Here is an 18294-nt window from a genome sequence, read left to right as displayed (position 1 = left end):
GCCCCGCATGTCGGGGCCTGTTTTTTTGGGGATCCTGCTGGATTCGTGGGGGCGATGCCTTTGCGTATGGCCATCGATCTTTCGACGCAAGCAACAAGAACGAGGGCGATCGCCACCACACGAAAAAGGTCTGCCGCGTCCGCGACAGACCTTCGTTCCGATCAGCGCATCACGGCATTACTGCACCGTGGCGGTGACCGTCGTCTGCACGAGATTGAAGCCGGCCCAATGCTGGCAGGTGCGGCTGTAGGTCGCACCGTTGGCGGGCACGGTCGTCGGCAGCGTGAAGTAATTGCCCTGCGGCGTCGTACCGGTCTGATAGAAACCACCGTTGGAAAAGCCGTACTCGACGATATTGCCCTGCTGCGAACCCAGCACGTGCTCGACTTCGTACTGTTCGATCATGGTGCCGTTGCGGAACGTCTGGCAGCCCACGCCCAGGAACGGATGCTGCAGATTCTGGCCGCTCGGGTCGCCATCGGTAATAGCGGTATTGTTCAATGTGTAGCCGCCCGCGCCGTTGGGGATGAAGCTGAGGCATTGCTGGCCCCACACCTGCCCATTGCCCGTGGCCTGCGTATCGCAGCGCACGATCGGCTGCAGCACGACGCTGCCACCCGAGTACGGGAAGAACGCCTCGGACTGGCTGCTGGCGCCGCAGTTGGCGGTCAGCGTGACCCGCGCCTTGTAGGTGCCCGAGGGATACGGACCGGGTGGTGTGATCAGGAAATACAGATTGCCAGATGCCACCGGCGATACCGAGATGCCGCCGCTGGTATAGATCGGCACCGAAGAGCCCTGTGGAAACAGTCGGATCACCGCCGTCGCTGCGGTGGCGCCGAATGTCGTCCACTTGAATCCGATCCGGATATTCACGCTGGTCTGCTTGGCTTCGAAAATCGTGACGCTGGCGGTGCATGCCGGATCTTCGCGCATGGCGGAGGACGTCACCTGCGCGAATGCCGGCATCGCCGCGAAAGCGACGATGGCCATCAGCAGCCATGCGGCCGGTCGGGCGAAACGGTGGGTCTTGCGAGGGTGTCTGACGATTGGATGGTTGTTGTTCATGACGTTTCCTTTTTCCTTGAACGATTGCAGGCGTTCCTGGCGTCCATCGCCCTGCGCGTCGGGGTCTGCTGTCCACGACTGCGACTGCGACTGCGCAGCATCTGTCACGCCGTCTCCGGCGACCGGAACCCCCAGGACTCTCCTGCGGGGATCAAGGACACGGCGGAGGATTCCGCCGTGTCCGCTGTGCCTGGCACGCTCCGCATGCGTCTGCGGAGCATCGGCGCTTACATTTCCTCGGCGGGATCGTGCGGCGCCGGCTCCATCACGTTGGAGCACTTCTTGCACTGGAAGTAGACGCCGCCCGCGATCGTGCCGTTCGTGGTGTTCGTCAGCGCATACGGACCGGTGATCTGCGCCCAGGCCGACGGGCCGTAGAGCGCCTTGCAGCGCTCGTCGCTCGCATGGAAGGCCACGTAGTAATGCTGGTTGGCGACGTTCCCGGGCGCGGGGACAAAGTGCGTGGCCCACCAGTTGCCGAGATAGGTGGGGCTGAGGTACTGGGCGGGGCCGACATTCACCACCGACCCGGGGTAGCACGGCGGCACGGCCTGTGCGGCCGAAACAACGCCGAACGCAAGCAACAACGACAGCAGGATACGTTTCATCGAGAAAACTCCTTGGTTGGACCAGTCTGTTGATTTCCGGAAACGGCGCCGACTGCAGCGGCGCCGGAAACCATCTAGACATGGGCCACGCTCGGAAAACAGGTGGTATCCCTTTGATTCCAGGCCGAAACGGCGAAAACGACCCGGAATTGCCCCGGGAATGTCAGGCATTCGCCCGCTGCGGAACCGCGTGCCGGGATCGAAACCGCAGCGTCCGCCGCATCGCACACCCGCTTTGCGCGGAGGCCGCGATCGCAGGGCTCAACCCGCTCCACCCCGCCGCCACACCAGCATCCGATTGTTCGCCGGCATCGCAAGGTCTGCGATCGGGCGCAGCCCGATGCCCTCGGCCAACGCACGCACCGCCTCGACATCGCGGATGCCCGAACGCGGATCGCGCGCCTTCAACCACCCGTCGAACCCGCGGTTGCTCTCGCTGGTGAAATCGCCGCCCGCATTGAACGGCCCGTAGACCGCCAGCACCGCATCGTCGGCGAGCGCCATCGCCAAGCCCGCGAACAGCGCCTGCACTTCCGGCCACCCCATGATGTGCAGCGTGTTGGCGCTGAACACCGCGTCGTAGCGCGACGACACCGGCGGCGCCAGCCCCGGTTGCGGCACCAGCACCGCCTGCAGCGCGAACGGCGGCGGCGTGTTCGCCAGCCCCGCTTCGTCCAGCCAAAGGCGGATGCCGGGCAACCCGTCCTCGTGATCCGAGCACTGCCAGCGCAGCCACGGCATCGCCGCCGCGAAATGCACCGCATGCTGCCCCGTGCCGCTGCCGATCTCCAGCACCTCACGACGATCGGCGAAATGTTCGCGCAGCACCGCCAGGATCGGATCCTGGTTGCGGTCGCAGCTGGGCGAATGCGGCTTGGTCGTCATCGTGATGCCGGATGCAATGGGCCGAGCATCATAGCCCCGGTCCGAAGGCCGTATTCCATCGGCCACCCTCTCCCCGCGCCATGCGCAGGGAGAGGGAACAGCGGTGTGTGCGGCGATCCGGGGAGAAGAACGGTAGTGCCCGGGGAACATCGCAGCATGGTTCCGAAGAGGGCGGCGTTTCGCTCTCCTTCTCCCCGCCTGCGGGGAGAAGGTGGCGCGCAGCGACGGATGAGGGGCTGCTTTTGCCTCTCATCGGCACGTTCACGGATGTCTCCGGCGTGCGGAGAAACGCTCGGGGCTGAAGCCCCTCCTACGAGAACAAGGCATCACGGCCGCCGCTCCTGCATGAAGGCGGCGTCGCAGCGACGCGCACTCACATCGTGTGCGTGGCCTTGTCCGAGGTCATGATGCCGGCGAGCAGCACTTCGATCTTGTTCTTCACCGCTTCGCCTTCGGGGGTTTCAGCGAACTGCACGCCGATGCCGGCGACTCGGTTGCCCTGCGCGCCCGCGGGGGTGACCCAGATGACTTTGCCGGCGACGGGCAGGCGCTCGGTGGATTCGGGCAGGGTCATCAGCAGGAAGACTTCGTCGCCGATGAAGTAACGCTTGGCGGTGGGGACGAACACGCCGCCCTGTTTGATGAAGGGCATGTACGCCTGGAACAGCGCGTGCTTGTCCTTCACCGCGAGGGAGAGGATGCCCTGACGGGCACCGCTTGCCGCTTTGACGTTCATCGTCGTGCTCCAGAAGACTGCTGTGACCCGCCACCCGCTGCTTTGCCCGGACCCCGCCACTGCGCGAGCAGTTCGGCAAGGGCGAGGTCGGCGCGGACCGTGGTCCGCAGCAGGTCGCGGGTGCGGTTGGCGGCGTCGAACCAGATTGCGAGGGTGCGGATTCTGATCGGATCGGTCAAGCGCCCGGCTTCGGACAGGGCCAGATCGGCGGCGTGGCGCAGGCGCTGGTCGAGATCGGCGGCGTCGGCCCAGCGTTTGGCGGTGTCGAGCGGCGACTTGTCGCCGCGACCGATGGCCTGCAGGTCGGTGGCGATCTCGCGACGCAGTTCCAGGCCGCCATCGCGCAGCCAGCGGTCGGCCAGCCCGGGGTGGCCGCGTGCGGCGGTCAGCGCCTCGCGCGCGATGGCGTCGGCATGGCCTTGGGCCAGCAGCCATGCCTGGGCTTCGTCCAGCGGCGGCAGGCGCATCTCCAGCCGCTGGCAGCGGCTGCGGATGGTGGCCGGCAAGCGCATGGGGTTGGCGCTGATCAGCCAGAGATAGCGGCCGGGCTGCGGTTCTTCGAGGGTTTTCAGCAGCGCGTTGCAGGCGGCGTGGTTGATGGCGTCCGCGGGATCGAGGATGACGATCTGCGCGCCGCCGTATTGCGGGGTGAGCGAGAGTTTTTCCGAAATCAGCCGGATCTGTTCGATCACCAGTTCGGTGCGCAGGCGCGGCGGACGCGCCTTGTCGTTCCACTCGTAGCCGACGCAGGTGAGGTCCGGATGGCCGGAATGACCGAACGGATGCGCCGGCATGCCGTCGGGGCGCTGCTCGGCGGGGTCGCGCTGGTAGCGGTTCTCGAACAGCTGACAGCTGCGGCAATGGCCGCAGGGTTCGCCTGCGCTGTCGCGGGCGGTGCAGAGCATGCGCTGGGCCAGCCGTTCCGCCAGCAGGCGCTTGCCGAGCTGCGCAGGGCCGCACAACAGCAGGCCATGGCCAAGGCGACCGCTGTCGAGCGCGGCGGTGGTCTGCGCGTACATGCGCTGTTGCCAGGGCGCGAACGCGGGCAGTTGCAGACTCATGTGTGCTGGCTCATCCGGACGACTCCGTGCGCGCGATGAACATGCGCAGGATCGCGACCGCGTCGGCGGCGACTTCGGCGGCCGATTGGGTCGCGTCGATCACACGCATGCGTTCGGGTTCGGCGCGCGCGCGGGCGAGGAACGCGCCGCGCACTTTCTCGAAGAAATCGTCGCGCTCGCGCTCGATGCGATCTGGATACAGATCGCGACCACGGGTGCGCTCGCGACCTTGCGCCACGCCCAGATCGAGCAGCAGGGTGAGCCCGGGCTGGATACCGACCACGTGGTGCTCGAGTTCGGCGATGAAGGTGGGATCGATCCCGCGTCCGCCGCCCTGGTAGGCGTAGCTGGAATCGGTGAAGCGGTCGCTGATCACCCACGCGCCGCGCGCGAGCGCCGGCAGGATGGTTTCGCGCACATGCTGCGCGCGCGCGGCGAACATCAGCAGCAGTTCGGTTTCGGCGGCGGGCGGTTCGTGCTGCACGCCGTCGACGGGCACGTTCAGCAGCAGGTTGCGGATCTGTTCGGCCATCGGCGTGCCGCCGGGCTCGCGGGTGGACACCACGTCGTGTCCGGCCTGCTGCAGCGCGTCGCGCAATGCGTTGAGCACGGTGGTCTTGCCCGCGCCCTCGCCGCCTTCCAGCGAGACGAAATGCGGATGGCGCTCGAGGCCGTTGTCGCCGAGTGCGGTCATTGCGTGGGCGCCTGCTGCTCGCCGGCACGCTGTTCGCCTGCACGCTGCGCGCGGTAACGCTTGAGATAGTCGGCGACTGCGGTCTGGTGTTCGGCGTAGGTCCTGGTGAAGACATGACGGCCGCTGCCATCGCCGATGGCCACGAAGAAAATGGCATCGCCCGGCGCCGGATGCGCGGCGGCCTGCAGCGCGGCGCGGCCGGGCATGGAAATCGGCGTCGGCGGCAGGCCGTCTCGGGTGTAGGTGTTGTACGGCGTGTCGGTGTCGAGATCGCGACGGCGGATGTTGCCGCTGTAGGCGCTGCCCATGCCGTAGATCACGGTGGGATCGGTCTCCAGCCGCATCGGCACCTTCAGGCGGCGCACGAACACACCGGCGATCTGCGGGCGTTCCTCGGGTGCGCCGGTTTCCTTCTCGACGATCGAAGCCAGGGTCAGCAACTCGTAGGCCGTCTGCAGCGGCAACCCCTTGTCGTGCGTGGCCCAGGCGTCGGCCAGCGCTTTCTCCATCGCGGTGGCGGCGCGCTTGAGCACGTCGAGGTCGCTGTCTTCGCGGGTGTACAGATAGGTTTCCGGCAGGAAGCGGCCTTCGGGATGCTGTGCGCCGAGATCCAGCGCGCGCATCAGTGCGGCATCGTCGAGCTGTGCGCCTTCCTGCTTCAATGGCGTCGCCTTGGCCAGCGCCGCGCGCAGGTCGCGGATGTTCCAGCCTTCGACGATGGTGAATCTGTAGCTGACGACCTTGCCGTCGCGCATGTGCGCGAGCAATTCGCGCGGGCTCATGCCCGGTTCCAGCGCGTACTCGCCGATCTGGATCCTGCCGGCGGTGCCCATCTGCTTGGCCAATGCGCGCCACTCGAAGTCGTGGGTCTCGATGCCCAGTGCGCGCAGTTTGCGCAGCACCTTCGGCAGCGAATCCCCGGACGCGACGATCAGCGTCTCGCCGTCGTCGATGCCGGCCATCGGCGCATCGGCGAAACCGAGATAGCGCTGGTAGGCCAGGAAACCGAACGCGCCCACCGCGACCGCGATCAACGCCAGGAACAGCAGCGCGAGCACGCCGAGGCGGGATTTCTTCTTGCGGGCTGCACTCACGGAGCGTCCTCGTTCGATGCGTTGTTGAAAGCCGGACAAGCGAAGGCAGGATGCCCGGCGGCGAGACGGCGACGGATGTCGTCGACCGCAGGATGCGGCGGCCAGACGCGGTCGCCGAGGCGCGCTACCGGCAGGATACCGCGCACCGCGTTGCACAGGACCACCGCGTCGGCGGTTTCGACGTCCTCCATGCCAAGCCGTCGCTCACCCGCTGCCAGCGCCTGCAGCGCCCAGCCGCGACAGACCCCTGCGATGCCGCAGTGGTCCAGCGGCGGCGTCCACCAGCGGCCCTCGCGCAGCACGAACAGATTGGCGGCGGTGGCGGCGACGACCTCGCCTTCGGTGTCGCGCATCAGGCCATCGTCGATGCCGGTGTCGCTCCACTCGGCGCGAGCCAGGATCTGTTCGAGCCGGTTGCAGTGTTTGATGCCGGCCAGCAGCGGCTGCCGCGACAGGCGGGTATCGCACCAGCGCAACACCAGACCGCCCGGGCGCGGCGGCGGCGGCAACGCCGAGGCGATCAGCATCCACGCCGGCGACGCCTGCAGCATCGGCATATAGCCGCGCCCGCCGCTGCCACGGGTGACGATGAGCTTGATCACCGCGTCGCGATGCAGCGACAGCCAATCGTGCAGCTCGCTGTCGAGACGGGCGGTCGACGGCAGCGGAATGCGCAGCCGTGCCGCGCCCATCGCGAGCCGCGTGCGATGCGCCGACCACCATGGAATCGAACCGCCGCACGCACGCATGGTTTCGAAGATGCCATCGCCGTAAGCGACACCCCGACCTTCAGCCAGCACCGCATCGGTCCCGTCTTCGATGCGCGCTTCGCCGACGAACAGCCGCGCACTCACGCTTCGGTCCCAAGTGCTTTGAGCAGGCCGCGCGCCTTGGCGCGGGTCTCGTCGAGCTCGCGCTGCGGATCGGAGTCGGCGACGATGCCGGCGCCGGTGCGGAAGCGCAGCGTGCTGCCACCCGTCGCATCGCGCTCCACTTCGGCGCTGCGGATCAGGATGTTCAGATCCAGATCGCCATCGCGATTGAGCCAGCCGAACGCTCCGGTGTAGGCGCCGCGTCCGGTGTTTTCCAGTTCGGCGATGATCTGCATGCAGCGCACTTTCGGGCAGCCGGTGATCGTGCCGCCGGGAAACACCGCGCGGATCGTCGCGCCGGGGGAAGCGTCCTCGCGCAGCCGCCCGCGCACGTTGCTGACGATGTGGTGCACGTGCGAATAGCTTTCGACCGTCATCAATTCATCGACTTCGACGCTGCCGGGCACGCAGACGCGACCGAGGTCGTTGCGTTCGAGATCGATCAGCATCACGTGCTCGGCGCGCTCTTTCGGATGACCGACGAGTTCGCGGATGCGCGCGGTGTCGTCGTCGCCCTCGAAACGCGGACGGGTGCCGGCGATCGGCCGGGTTTCGACCACGTCGCCACGCACCGAGACCAGTCGTTCCGGCGAAGAGCTCACCACCGCCCACGGCGCGTCGGCCGTGCCGCCCACGAACAGTCCCGCGAACGGTGCCGGACTGGCGGTGCGCAAACGCGCGTACAGCGCTGCGGGATCGAGCGCCAGCGCGAAGCGCGCGCGCCACGCACGCGACAGATTGACCTGGAACACATCGCCCGCAGCGAGGTAATCGAGAATCCGCGACACGCCCGCGGTGAAGGCATCGGGCGCATCGTCGTGCAGCGGCGGTGGCGCTTGCCACGTCGGCAGCGGTTCGGGATCGGCGGCATCGACATCGGCGAGGATGCGATCCAGCATCGCCGCAGAATCCTGCTCCGCGATCGCGAAACATTCGCCGGTGGCGTGATCGCGCAGCACCGCCGCCGGACAGCGCAGCGCAAGCGCGACGGGCAATGCGCCTTCGGCCTGCGGCAGGCGCAGCACCGGCTCGACCTGCGCGGCGAGTTCGTAGGCCAGGAACAGCGCCCAACCGCCGCGGAACGGCCAGCGCGGCTCTTCGCGCGGCGTGCGCAGCGCGCGCCAGCGATCGTCGAGCAGCGCGAGGAAATCGCTCCCTCCGCTTCGATCCGATACCGCAACATCGTCCTGATCGCGGACTTCACCGTCGCGATCGAGCCGCAGCGCTTCGCCGTCGGCGACCAGCAGCAGATCCCATCGACACAAGCTTGAACGAAGCAGGCTTGAACGAAGCGTGCTCGAACGATGCTGGGCATCCCCGGCCTGCAGGGACGAGGAAGTGGATTGCAGCAGCAGCGGATAGCGCTCGGGCGCCTGACGATGCAAGCGCAACAGATCGCAGTCCGCAGGCAACGCGCGGGTGACGATCATGCGGACAACATCTCGAAGGGAATTACAGTCGACCGAAGACCAGCGTGCCGTTGGTGCCGCCGAAGCCGAAGCCGTTCGACACCGCGATGTCGATCTTCTTTTCGCGCGCGACGTTCGGTACGTAATCCAGATCGCAGCCTTCGCCGGGCACGTCGAGATTGATCGTCGGCGGAATGATGCCGGTGCGCAGCGCCATCACCGAGAACACCGCTTCCACGCCGCCGGCAGCGCCAAGCAGATGTCCGGTCATCGATTTCGTCGACGACACCATGGTCTTGAAAGCGTAGTCGCCGAGCGCGCGTTTGATGGCAAGCGTTTCCGCAAGATCGCCAAGCGCGGTCGATGTGCCATGGGCGTTGAGATATCCGACCTGCTCGGGACGGACGCCGGCATCCTTGAGCGCAGCGACCATGCAGCGCGCCGGGCCATCGCCGTTCTCGCTGGGCGCGGTCATGTGGAACGCATCGGCACCGGCGCCGAAGCCGAGCAGTTCGCAATAGATCCGCGCGCCGCGCGCTTTGGCGTGTTCGTATTCCTCGATGACGAGGATACCGGCACCGTCGCCCATCACGAAACCATCGCGGTCCCTGTCCCAGGGACGGGACGCGCGGGCGGGTTCGTCGTTGCGGGTCGACATGGCTTTCATCGCGCAGAACCCGCCGATCGACGTCGGACTGGAACCGCGCTCGGCGCCACCGGCGATCATCACGTCCGCATCGCCGTACTGGATGGTGCGCATCGCCATGCCGATGGAATGGTTGGAGCTGGCGCAGGCCGATACCGCAGAGAAATTCGGGCCCTGGATACCGGTCATCAGACTGATCTGGCCCGGCAGCATGTTGATGATGGTGCTGGGAATGTAGAACGGCGAGATCTTGCGTGGGCCGCCTTCGTGGTACTTGATGGTCTGCTCCTCGATACCGAGGATGCCGCCGATGCCGGAACCGATCATCGCACCGATGCGCTCGGCGTTGCCTTCGTTCACCTCGAGCCCGGAATCGCGCATCGCCATGAGGCTTGCGGCCACGCCGTAGTGGATGAAGGCATCCATCTTCTTGACGTCCTTCGGCGCGATCCACGCCAGGGGATCGAAGCCCTTGACCTCGCCGGCGATCCGGGTCGACATCGCGGAGGCGTCGAAATGGGTGATATCGGAGATACCGGAACGTCCGTTGACGATGCCATCCCAACTACTGGCCAGATCGTTGCCCAACGGCGAGACGATGCCCAGACCGGTGACCACTACGCGACGCTTCGACATTGTTCTACTCCCGAACGCTGCAGGGACTTGACGACACATTCCCGCGACGCGATGGAGGCGTCGCGACGCGCGGAATCGCTCCGCGCCCTCAAAACGCGCAGGGCCGCGATGCGGCCCCGGCGGTCGCCCGATCCATCGACCGGGCGCAGGATCAAAGCACGCTTACGGCTTGACGTGAGACTTGATGTAGTCGATGGCCTGCTGCACCGACGTGATCTTCTCGGCCTCTTCGTCCGGAATCTCGCATTCGAACTCTTCTTCGAGGGCCATCACCAGTTCGACGGTATCGAGCGAGTCCGCGCCGAGATCGTCGACGAAGGATGCGCTGTTGGTGACTTCATCGTCCTTGACGCCAAGTTGTTCGATCACGATTTTCTTGACGCGTTCTTCGATGCTGCTCATGGGTTGTGCTCCGGGGAGGTAAATGTTGCGGTGGATAGTGTAAGGGAAACCAGGGTCCGGGAAAGGCCCGGACGTGCCTTTTCAATTCAATGACTTGGCGACCATCGATCGACAAGAGCGCCGCACACGCGTCCTGAACGCGGGCCGGACGGCGGAACGGAGCCTGCGGATCAGGGCATGTACATCCCGCCATTGACATGCAGCGTCTCGCCGGTGATGTAGCCGGCCGCAGGGCCGGCCAGGAACGCGACCGCATGGGCGATGTCGTTGGCATCGCCGAGACGACCGAGGGCGATCTGGCCGATCAGGCCTTCCTTCGCCGCCTCGGGCATGGCACGGGTCATGTCGGTATCGATGAAACCAGGCGCGACCACATTCACGGTGATACCGCGCGAGCCGATCTCCTTCGCGAGCGATTTGCTGAAAGCGATGATGCCGGCCTTCGCGGCGGCGTAGTTGGTCTGACCCGCGTTGCCGGTCACGCCGATGACCGATGCGATATTGACGATGCGGCCTTTGCGCGCCTTCATCATGCCGCGCATGACCGCTTTGCTGGTGCGGAACACGCTGGTGAGATTGGTGTCGAGGATCGACTGCCATTCCTCGTCCTTCATCCGCATCAACAGATTGTCGCGGGTGATGCCTGCGTTGTTGACCAGGATGGACACCGGTCCGAACTCTTTTGAGATGCCGTCGATCAACGCCTCGACCGCAGCGCCGTCGACCACGTCGAGCCTGCGGCCATGGCCGCCGAGCGGCGCGAGACGCTCGCCGATCGCCTGCGCACCGCTGTCCGAAGTGGCGGTGCCGATCACGGTCGCGCCCTGCGCGGCAAGCAGGTCGGCGATGGCGGCACCGATGCCGCGGCTCGCACCGGTCACGAGGGCGATCTCGCCTTTCAACGGGCGGTACTGCGTGGTGTCGTTGGTCATGGGATGCATGTCTCGGAAATGAGTTGGATGCCGCGCGGAAAACGGGCGGTCAACGCCAGGCTTCCAACGTGGCCTCGAAATCGTCCAGCGCGCCGAGCGCGCGGTGCTCGATCGACTTGTCGATGCGCTTGATCAACCCGCCGAGCACTCTGCCCGGGCCGCATTCGGCGGCGCGCGCGACGCCACGCGCGGACAGCGCTTCGACGCAGGCGGTCCACTGCACCGGCAGATACAGCTGGCGCACCAGCGCATCGCGGATCGCCTGGATGCCGTCGTGCACTTCGGCATCGACGTTCTGGATCACCTGCAGCGTGGGTTCGCGCCAATCGACGCCGTGCATCGCTTCGCCGAGGCGATTGGCCGCATCGCGCATCAGCGGCGTATGCGACGGCACGCTGACCGCGAGCCGCGCGATCTTGCGCGCACCGCGTCCAGTCAGCAGCGCGCTGGCGCGCTCGACCGCTGCAGCGTGACCGCCGATCACGACCTGCCCGGGCGCGTTGAAATTGGCGGCCACCACGACTTCGCTGCCCGACGCCTCGGCGCAGGCTTCGCGGACCACATCGTCTTCGGCGCCGATCACCGCGGCCATCGCACCGCTGCCGGCAGGCGCGGCGTCCTGCATCAGTTGCCCGCGGATGCGCACCAGATGCGCGGCTTCGCGCAGCGACAGCGCACCGGCAGCGACCAGTGCGCTGTATTCGCCGAGACTGTGGCCGGCGAGCAAAGTCGGCATCGCCCCGCCCTGCGACCGCCACAGTCGCCACACGGCGACGCCGGCAGCGAGCAGGGCAGGCTGGGTGAATTCGGTGCGGTTGAGCTGTTCTTCCGGGCCGCCCTGCGACAGCGCCCAGAGATCGACACCGGCGCCATCGGAGGCTTCCGCGAAGCTCTCGTGGATCGAGGAATAGCGCTCGGACAACTCGGCGAGCATGCCGATGGACTGCGAGCCCTGTCCGGGAAACACGAAGGCCAGGGTCGGATCGGCCGCTTGGGGTTCGCTCACGCAGTGTTCCAGCTCGAATGCGGAAGGCGATGATACGGGCGAACCCCGCTGTCTGTCTGTACGACGGCGTATGTAGGACATGCCGCGAAACGCGGCATCAGCGCGACCCCGACAGCAGAAAGCCGCCGCGTCCTCGCGGTCGCGACGGCTTCCCCGGAAAGGCCGGGCGGCCTCAGTAACGCAGCAGCGCCGATCCCCACGTGAACCCGCCGCCGAACGCTTCGAGCAGCACCAGCTGGCCCCGCTGGATCCGGCCCGAGCGCACCGCTTCGTCCAGCGCCAGCGGCACCGAACCGGAAGAGGTGTTGCCATGCTTGTCGACGGTCACGATGACGCGTTCCATGGGCATGTCGAGACGTTTTGCGGTGGATTCGATGATCCGCAGATTGGCCTGGTGCGGAATCAGCCAATCGATGTCGTGACAGTCGATGCCATTGGCTTCGAGCGTTTCCTCGGCCACCGAATCCATCGCCTTGACCGCGTGCTTGAACACTTCGCTGCCGGCCATCTTGATGCGCACGCCGACGTTGTGTTCTTCCGGCTTGAAGCCGACCGAGACGCCGACCGGGTTCCACAGCAGTTCCTTCTTGCCGCCATCGGCGTGCAGATGGGTACTGAGGATACCGGTCTCTTCGTCGGCCTTGAGCACGACCGCACCGGCACCGTCGCCGAACAGCACGCAGGTGGTGCGATCGGACCAGTCGATCATCCGGGTCAGCGTTTCCGCGCCGATCACCAGCACCGTTTTCGACGCGCCGGAGCGGATGAACTTGTCGGCGACGGTGAACGCATAGATGAAGCCGGAACAGGCGGCGTTGACGTCGAACGCAGCGCAACCATCGGCACCGAGCCGGTGCTGGATCAGGCAAGCGGTCGAGGGGAAAATCACGTCGGGCGTGGTGGTGCCGACGATGATCAGATCGAGTTCTTCGGGAGTGACGCCCGCGGCTTCCATCGCGCGCAAGGCGGCGAAATAGCCGAGATCGGAGGTGGTTTCGCCCTCCGCAGCGACGTGGCGCTGGCGGATGCCGCTGCGCGACGTGATCCACTCGTCGCTGGTGTCGACGAATTTGGCGAGATCGTCGTTGGTCAGGATTTTTTCGGGCAGATAGCTGCCGGTACCTGCGATACGCGCGTAGATCTGCTTGCTCATGCCAGCTGTTGCCCCTGTCGAAACAACGCGGCCGAGACGGCCGCGTCGATTCCGCAAGCCAGCGATGCCGGCTGCGCTGATTCGGCGTGATGCGGCATCTGCCTCATCGACGACGGGAACGATTCCGGCGCATGCACGCCGCAATCATCATTCTTCGTCGGCAATCTTTGCCTTCGGCGCGATCACCTGGCGACCGCGATAGTAGCCGTCCTTGGTGATGTGATGCCGCAGATGGACTTCGCCCGAGGTCGGGTCGGTGGCCAGTTGCTTGGCGGTCAGGGCGTCGTGCGAACGACGCTGGCCACGACGGGAAGGAGTGACTCGGGATTTCTGCACTGCCATGGGATTGCTCCAGCCTCAATAACGTGAATGTCGCGAAAGTCGTTGGTGTCCGATTCCGTGGGGATCGGCTGTTGGCGCCTTTCTTTGAATGATGTTTCTCAGGTTTTTTTCAGTGCCGCCAACGCCGCGAACGGATTGGTACGCACTTCTTCTTCTGCCGTCACCGGCCAGTCGCGCTCGACCGACTCGCTGCCAGGCTGCACCGGCACCAGCGGTACGGCGAGGATCAACTCGTCCTCGACCAGCTCCGCCGGCCGCAACAGACCATCCTCGGCCAGTTGCAGTACTTCATAGTCCGGCAGCAGCGAAGCCTCGACATCCTCCGCTTCGGTACCGCCATCGCCCCCGCGTACCAACCCGAACCGCTGGACCAGCGACACCGGCTGCAAGAAACGCTGCAGACTGCGCTGGCAGATCAACGGCAACTCGGCATCGACCCGCAGTTCCGCGTACGGAATCTGCAGTACATCCTGGTCGAACTCCAGAGAGAAGCGCGCTTCGCCCTCGGTATCGGCCAACAGATCGCGGAGGCGGGCCATCGCGGCCAGCGGAAGCCGGCCATCGAAGCTGCGCCGGGCTGCCACCATGCGCCAAGCGTCCAAGGTTTCGGGCACTTCAGCGGACATAAGCGCGGAATGGTAGGGGGCGGGCCCCGCACTGTCAAACCCGGAAGCGGTGCGAGTCCGGCTTGCTTCGACCCGGCGCGACCGGCGATTTGCCCGCCGGAGCGAGCCGCGTCAGACTGTCCACCCACGTCCGGGCCCGCCGTGTGACCGCCTTCTCTGTTCCTGCCGTTACCATCACCTCGATCGCGGTGGCCATTATCGCTTCGGTATTCGCTTGGCGCTTCTTCCGCCGGGATACTCCGCGCCAGCGTGCCATGACCCGACTGCTGGACGCCGCCGACGCTCTCGAAGCCCGGCTGCGCACCGCAAAAGCCGAGATCGAAGCCATCACCGGCGACGAGGACGACACCGTGCGCAGCGCGCTGCAGGAGATGCTGCGCCAGCGCCTGTGGCTCCAGCAGCACGGCGAGACCGCCTCGGTCCAGACACTCGACGAGATCCGCACCTCGATCGAGCAGGCGCGGATCCGGATCGACCAGCAACTGGTGCTGGTCGAACGCGCCCGAACCGCGCACCCCTGAGCCGGCACCCGTGCCAAGCCTGGTACTCGCCTCGACATCGATCTACCGTCGCGCTCTGCTGGGACGTTTCGGGCTTCCCTTCACTATCGCCCGGCCCGAGGTCGATGAGACACCCCGCACCAGCGAATCTCCGCAGGCGCTGGCTGAGCGGCTGGCGCTGGCGAAGGCCGAAGCCGTGCTCGCCAGCGTGGCGCGCGACACCTGGGTGATCGGCTCCGATCAGGTCGCGGAGCTCGATGGCCGGCCGCTGGGCAAACCCGGCAGCCATGCCGGCGCCGTCGCACAGCTCCAATCGATGTCCGGCCGTGAGGTGCGCTTCCTGACTGCGCTGTGCCTCGCCGGCCCTGGTGGGCACAGGCTGCAGGCGCTCGACATCACGACCGTGCGCTTCCGCGCGCTGGACGACGACGAAATCGAGCGTTATGTGGTCCGCGAACGGCCGCTGGACTGCGCCGGCAGTTTCAAATGCGAAGGCCTTGGGATCGCCCTGTTCGACGAGATCGAGAATCGCGATCCGACCGCGTTGGTCGGCCTGCCGTTGATCGCGACCGCCCGATTGCTGCGCGAGGCGGGATTTGTCGTGCCATGAAAGGTAGAACGGCCTTCAGGCGACTGCTTGCCTTGGGAAAACAAGCGGCGGCCTGAAGGCCGCTCTACCTGCCGAGCACGACCGCCTGCTGCGGCCAGTCTTCGACGCTGCCGTCGCGGCCGTGCAAGCGCAACTGCAGCCAATAAGTCCCCGGCGCGCGCGCGCCGAGATCGATGTCCGCGCGGAAGCCCACCTTCGGCTGCTGCGGATCGGTGGAGCCCCCATCCCGCCACTTCCGCCAGAAACCGACGACTTCGGGTCGCTCGATACCGTATTCGGCGTCGGCAACGGGCCGGCCATCGATCAACACCTCGATCCGCGCAAGCCCAACGCCGTCCTTGAATGCCCAGCCCTGCAGCGCGAAACGGCGCGAAACGGCGTTACCGGCCACCGGTGTGTCGACCCACGCCATCGCCGGCGCGGTGCAGCCGCCTTCCGGGCGCACGGATGGCAGCGCGAACAGCAGAAAACGCTGACGGCCGCGATCGATATTGAGCACCGTCGGCGGCGGCAGCGGGCCGACCATCGCGCACAGGTCGTGATAACGCTGCAACTGCTCGCGATAACTCACATCGGTGGCACCCACGACCAGCAGGACCGGTACATCGTTGCGGCCCGCGCGGCGGTCGTACTGCAATCCCCACAGCATCAACTGCGGCGCGCGGCCGTGGTGCCGGTTGAGCGGATGATCGAGTACCGGGATGTCTGCATCGTCCAGCGCGAACCCGAGTTCGGCGCCGATCTTGAAGTTGTCGGCGACGATCCGCGTACCCGCCGGCATCCGCGCGCGCATCGCTTCGACGTCGCGCGCCAACACGTCCCAGCCGGCGAAATTCGACGGATACGCTTTGGTGCCCGCCGCGCGTTCGCGCAGCGCGGGCGACGACACCGCTGCGTAGTAGCCGAGCCCTCCGATCAGACCCAGCAGCGCCAACGTCCATGTCGCCCGTTGCATCGATCCGGACCAGCGCGACAGGGTCAACGGCGCCAGCGGCAACAGCGCGAGATACGCCGGCAGCGGCCAGTGGAAACTCACCCGTTCGCTGTCGGCGAAAAAACCCAGCGCGAAAAAACCGGACAACACCAGCAGCCCGGACCACGCGAGATAACGCACGCCGGCCGGCTGCGTCGCCCCGCCTTGCGCGAATCCCGCGCGCAGCATCGCGAACAGCAGCAGCGGCGTCACCAGCAAGGTCTGCACCGCGACGAACAGCAGGCCATCGGGATGGAACGCCCATGGATGGCGATCGACGAGTTGGAAGCGCAGCCCGGCATCGGCGTTGTCGAGATTCCACAGCAGCAGCGGCAGCCACGCGAGCGCGCCGACCGAGACCGCCAGCCACACCCGCACATCGCGCAGCGCGCGGCGCCCTTCGGGCAGCATCAGCATGACGATGAAACCGACGCCGATCACCGAGACGAAGCGGTAATGCGTGAGCCCGCCGATCGCGAGGCCGGCGGCGAGCAGCGCAATCGCAACCCAGCTCACGCCGCGCATCAACCGGCTGCCCGCGTCGAGGCACAGCACCGTCGCGAACGCCAGCGGCACATCCGGCAACGCAAGCACGCCCAGCGTGCCGAGCAGCGGCAGCAGCACCGCCAGCATGCCCGCTCGCCAGGCGTATCCGGTGTCGGTTTCGCGGCGCGCGATCGCCACGACCCACCACGGCAGCAGCGCTGCGATCAGGAGGAATGGCCAACGCAACCCGAGCAGATTGTGGCCGCCCAGCTCGATGCCCGCTCGCGTCAGCCAAGCGCTGAGTCCGGGCAGGTCCGAATATGCCCAGGCCGGATGACGGCCTTCCTGCCAGTAGAACGCCTCATCCACGAACAGCGGCAGATACGCGGCAAGCGCGCACTTGCAGAGCGTCGCAACCGCCCAGAGCGCGATGAATGTCCGCTTCGTCGAATCCACCTGCTGTTTCAATGCGTAGTCTCGTTACACTGCCGAAAAATGTCCGCAACACCCCGGAGAATCCCGTGACGCCAGTCTTCGAACCCCGTACATGCTAAACGACGCGCTGCTCGATGCCCTCAAACGCGCCCAGGCACAGGTCAACCAACTGGTGCTGGGCAAACCGCAGGAAGTGCGTCTGGCCTTCGTCGCGTTGCTGTCCGATGGCCATGTCCTGATCGAAGACCTGCCGGGCCTGGGCAAGACCACGCTGGCGCATGCGCTGGCGGCGAGTCTGGGCCTCGGCTTCCAGCGCGTGCAGTTCACTTCCGACCTACTGCCCTCGGACATCGTCGGTGTGTCGGTGTTCGACGCCCAGGCGCGCAGTTTCCAGTTCCATCCCGGCCCGGTGTTCGCGCAGGTGCTGCTGGCGGACGAAATCAACCGCGCGCCGCCGCGCACCCAGAGCGCGCTGCTGGAAGCGATGGCGGAGCATCAGGTCACGGTCGATGGCATCACCCATCCGTTGCCCGACCCGTTCTTCGTGATCGCGACCCAGAATCCGGTCGATCTCGCCGGCACCTATCCCCTGCCCGACTCGCAGCTCGACCGCTTCCTGCTGCGCCTGCATCTGGGCTATCCGCCGGAAGATGCCGAACGCGCGCTGCTCTCCGGAAGCGACCGCCGCGATCTGATCGCACGCAGCGAAGCGGTGCTGAGCGCCGACGACGTGCGTGCACTGCGCCGCGCGGTGAGCGAAGTGCATGCCAGCGAAGCCCTGATCGCGTATGTGCAGAAATTGATGACACGCAGCCGTCACCACCCCGGCGTTCGCGTGGGGCTGTCGCCGCGTGCCGGTCTGGCGCTGCTGCGCGCCGCGCGCGCGCACGCACTGCTGCTCGGACGCGCGCACGCGCTGCCCGAAGACGTGCAGACGTTGTTCATTTCGGTGGCCGCGCATCGCCTGGTCGCGGATGCCGACAGTGGCGACGGTGCGACGCTGGCGAAGTCGATCCTGCATGCGGTGGCGGTGGATTGATGGGGCCCCCTGCCCCACACCCGGCCTCCGGCCACCCTCTCCCCGCGATACAGGGAGAGGGTGGCGCGAGCGAGGGTGAGG

General features: G+C 66.5%; 20 protein-coding genes. 3 read left to right on the top strand and 17 right to left on the bottom strand.

The window, feature by feature from the left end; translation table 11 throughout:
- Window positions 1-177: 177 nt before the first annotated feature.
- The 16 genes from HOP03_14395 to HOP03_14320 all read right to left on the bottom strand — a co-directional run bounded on the left by HOP03_14395 (window position 178) and on the right by HOP03_14320 (window position 14170).
- Complete coding sequence (locus HOP03_14395) at window positions 178-1176, bottom strand: hypothetical protein (protein ID NOT89352.1); 999 nt, start codon at window positions 1174-1176, stop codon at window positions 178-180.
- Between the two features lie 119 nt (window positions 1177-1295).
- A complete protein-coding gene (locus HOP03_14390; GenBank protein ID NOT89351.1) occupies window positions 1296-1676 on the bottom strand; it encodes a hypothetical protein in 381 nt (126 codons plus the stop codon).
- 261 nt (window positions 1677-1937) lie between these two features.
- The gene (locus HOP03_14385; GenBank protein NOT89350.1) at window positions 1938-2567 is read right to left on the bottom strand and encodes a DUF938 domain-containing protein; all 630 of its coding nucleotides are present in this window, start codon (window positions 2565-2567) and stop codon (window positions 1938-1940) included.
- Between the two features lie 367 nt (window positions 2568-2934).
- On the bottom strand, window positions 2935-3297 hold the full coding sequence (locus HOP03_14380) for a pilus assembly protein PilZ (GenBank protein NOT89349.1): 363 nt from the start codon (window positions 3295-3297) through the stop codon (window positions 2935-2937).
- Window positions 3294-4358 (bottom strand): DNA polymerase III subunit delta', encoded by a 1065-nt coding sequence (locus HOP03_14375; GenBank protein NOT89348.1) that lies wholly within the window; start codon window positions 4356-4358, stop codon window positions 3294-3296. Before HOP03_14375 ends, HOP03_14380 begins: the two co-directional genes overlap by 4 nt.
- A 10-nt stretch (window positions 4359-4368) precedes the next feature.
- Window positions 4369-5052 carry a dTMP kinase gene (locus HOP03_14370; GenBank protein ID NOT89347.1) on the bottom strand — a complete coding sequence of 228 codons (684 nt, stop codon included), beginning with the start codon at window positions 5050-5052 and terminating at the stop codon, window positions 4369-4371.
- Entirely contained in the window at window positions 5049-6101 is a 1053-nt protein-coding gene (gene mltG / locus HOP03_14365) for an endolytic transglycosylase MltG (GenBank protein NOT89346.1), read from the bottom strand. Before mltG ends, HOP03_14370 begins: the two co-directional genes overlap by 4 nt.
- Window positions 6102-6142: 41 nt before the next feature.
- Entirely contained in the window at window positions 6143-7000 is an 858-nt protein-coding gene (gene pabC / locus HOP03_14360; protein NOT89345.1) for an aminodeoxychorismate lyase, read from the bottom strand.
- A complete protein-coding gene (locus HOP03_14355; protein NOT89344.1) occupies window positions 6997-8448 on the bottom strand; it encodes an aminodeoxychorismate synthase component I in 1452 nt (483 codons plus the stop codon). Before HOP03_14355 ends, pabC begins: the two co-directional genes overlap by 4 nt.
- A 22-nt stretch (window positions 8449-8470) precedes the next feature.
- Window positions 8471-9709 (bottom strand): beta-ketoacyl-ACP synthase II, encoded by a 1239-nt coding sequence (fabF, locus tag HOP03_14350; protein NOT89343.1) that lies wholly within the window; start codon window positions 9707-9709, stop codon window positions 8471-8473.
- 162 nt (window positions 9710-9871) lie between these two features.
- Complete coding sequence (gene acpP / locus HOP03_14345) at window positions 9872-10111, bottom strand: acyl carrier protein (GenBank protein NOT89342.1); 240 nt, start codon at window positions 10109-10111, stop codon at window positions 9872-9874.
- 170 nt (window positions 10112-10281) lie between these two features.
- On the bottom strand, window positions 10282-11043 hold the full coding sequence (fabG, locus tag HOP03_14340; protein NOT89341.1) for a 3-oxoacyl-ACP reductase FabG: 762 nt from the start codon (window positions 11041-11043) through the stop codon (window positions 10282-10284).
- A 49-nt stretch (window positions 11044-11092) separates the two neighbouring features.
- Window positions 11093-12130 carry an ACP S-malonyltransferase gene (gene fabD, locus HOP03_14335; protein ID NOT89340.1) on the bottom strand — a complete coding sequence of 346 codons (1038 nt, stop codon included), beginning with the start codon at window positions 12128-12130 and terminating at the stop codon, window positions 11093-11095.
- A 91-nt stretch (window positions 12131-12221) separates the two neighbouring features.
- Complete coding sequence (locus HOP03_14330; protein ID NOT89339.1) at window positions 12222-13202, bottom strand: ketoacyl-ACP synthase III; 981 nt, start codon at window positions 13200-13202, stop codon at window positions 12222-12224.
- Window positions 13203-13349: 147 nt separating this feature from the next.
- On the bottom strand, window positions 13350-13544 hold the full coding sequence (gene rpmF, locus HOP03_14325; GenBank protein NOT89338.1) for a 50S ribosomal protein L32: 195 nt from the start codon (window positions 13542-13544) through the stop codon (window positions 13350-13352).
- Window positions 13545-13642: 98 nt separating this feature from the next.
- Window positions 13643-14170, bottom strand: coding sequence for a DUF177 domain-containing protein (locus HOP03_14320; GenBank protein NOT89337.1), 528 nt, complete (start codon window positions 14168-14170; stop codon window positions 13643-13645).
- A gap of 143 nt (window positions 14171-14313) precedes the next feature.
- Between HOP03_14320 and HOP03_14315 the strand changes: the two genes are divergently transcribed.
- The gene (locus HOP03_14315) at window positions 14314-14691 is read left to right on the top strand and encodes a hypothetical protein (GenBank protein ID NOT89336.1); all 378 of its coding nucleotides are present in this window, start codon (window positions 14314-14316) and stop codon (window positions 14689-14691) included.
- Window positions 14692-14701: 10 nt separating this feature from the next.
- Window positions 14702-15280, top strand: a complete 579-nt coding sequence (gene maf, locus HOP03_14310) for a septum formation inhibitor Maf (GenBank protein NOT89335.1) — start codon at window positions 14702-14704, stop codon at window positions 15278-15280.
- Window positions 15281-15344: 64 nt separating this feature from the next.
- On the opposite strand, the gene HOP03_14305 is transcribed toward maf, so the two are convergent.
- Window positions 15345-17195, bottom strand: a complete 1851-nt coding sequence (locus HOP03_14305; GenBank protein ID NOT89334.1) for a glycosyltransferase family 39 protein — start codon at window positions 17193-17195, stop codon at window positions 15345-15347.
- A 91-nt stretch (window positions 17196-17286) separates the two neighbouring features.
- Between HOP03_14305 and HOP03_14300 the strand changes: the two genes are divergently transcribed.
- Entirely contained in the window at window positions 17287-18213 is a 927-nt protein-coding gene (locus HOP03_14300) for an AAA family ATPase (protein NOT89333.1), read from the top strand.
- Window positions 18214-18294 lie beyond the last annotated feature (81 nt).

Source organism: Lysobacter sp. (genome assembly GCA_013141175.1).
Classification (GTDB): domain Bacteria; phylum Pseudomonadota; class Gammaproteobacteria; order Xanthomonadales; family Xanthomonadaceae; genus Lysobacter_I.
Note: the sequence above shows the minus strand (reverse complement) of the source record. Positions and strands in the feature narration are given on the sequence as shown.

What these genes read in the sequence shown, in the direction of transcription:
- HOP03_14390 (NOT89351.1), bottom strand. Translation starts at nt 1,676, where the DNA reads ATGAAACGTATCCTGCTGTCGTTGTTGCTTGCGTTCGGCGTTGTTTCG.
- HOP03_14380 (NOT89349.1), bottom strand. Translation starts at nt 3,297, where the DNA reads ATGAACGTCAAAGCGGCAAGCGGTGCCCGTCAGGGCATCCTCTCCCTC.
- HOP03_14375 (NOT89348.1), bottom strand. Translation starts at nt 4,358, where the DNA reads ATGAGTCTGCAACTGCCCGCGTTCGCGCCCTGGCAACAGCGCATGTAC.
- HOP03_14370 (NOT89347.1), bottom strand. Translation starts at nt 5,052, where the DNA reads ATGACCGCACTCGGCGACAACGGCCTCGAGCGCCATCCGCATTTCGTC.
- HOP03_14355 (NOT89344.1), bottom strand. Translation starts at nt 8,448, where the DNA reads ATGATCGTCACCCGCGCGTTGCCTGCGGACTGCGATCTGTTGCGCTTG.
- fabF (NOT89343.1), bottom strand. Translation starts at nt 9,709, where the DNA reads ATGTCGAAGCGTCGCGTAGTGGTCACCGGTCTGGGCATCGTCTCGCCG.
- acpP (NOT89342.1), bottom strand. Translation starts at nt 10,111, where the DNA reads ATGAGCAGCATCGAAGAACGCGTCAAGAAAATCGTGATCGAACAACTT.
- fabG (NOT89341.1), bottom strand. Translation starts at nt 11,043, where the DNA reads ATGACCAACGACACCACGCAGTACCGCCCGTTGAAAGGCGAGATCGCC.
- fabD (NOT89340.1), bottom strand. Translation starts at nt 12,130, where the DNA reads ATGTCCTACATACGCCGTCGTACAGACAGACAGCGGGGTTCGCCCGTA.
- HOP03_14330 (NOT89339.1), bottom strand. Translation starts at nt 13,202, where the DNA reads ATGAGCAAGCAGATCTACGCGCGTATCGCAGGTACCGGCAGCTATCTG.
- rpmF (NOT89338.1), bottom strand. Translation starts at nt 13,544, where the DNA reads ATGGCAGTGCAGAAATCCCGAGTCACTCCTTCCCGTCGTGGCCAGCGT.
- HOP03_14320 (NOT89337.1), bottom strand. Translation starts at nt 14,170, where the DNA reads ATGTCCGCTGAAGTGCCCGAAACCTTGGACGCTTGGCGCATGGTGGCA.
- HOP03_14300 (NOT89333.1), top strand. Translation starts at nt 17,287, where the DNA reads ATGCTAAACGACGCGCTGCTCGATGCCCTCAAACGCGCCCAGGCACAG.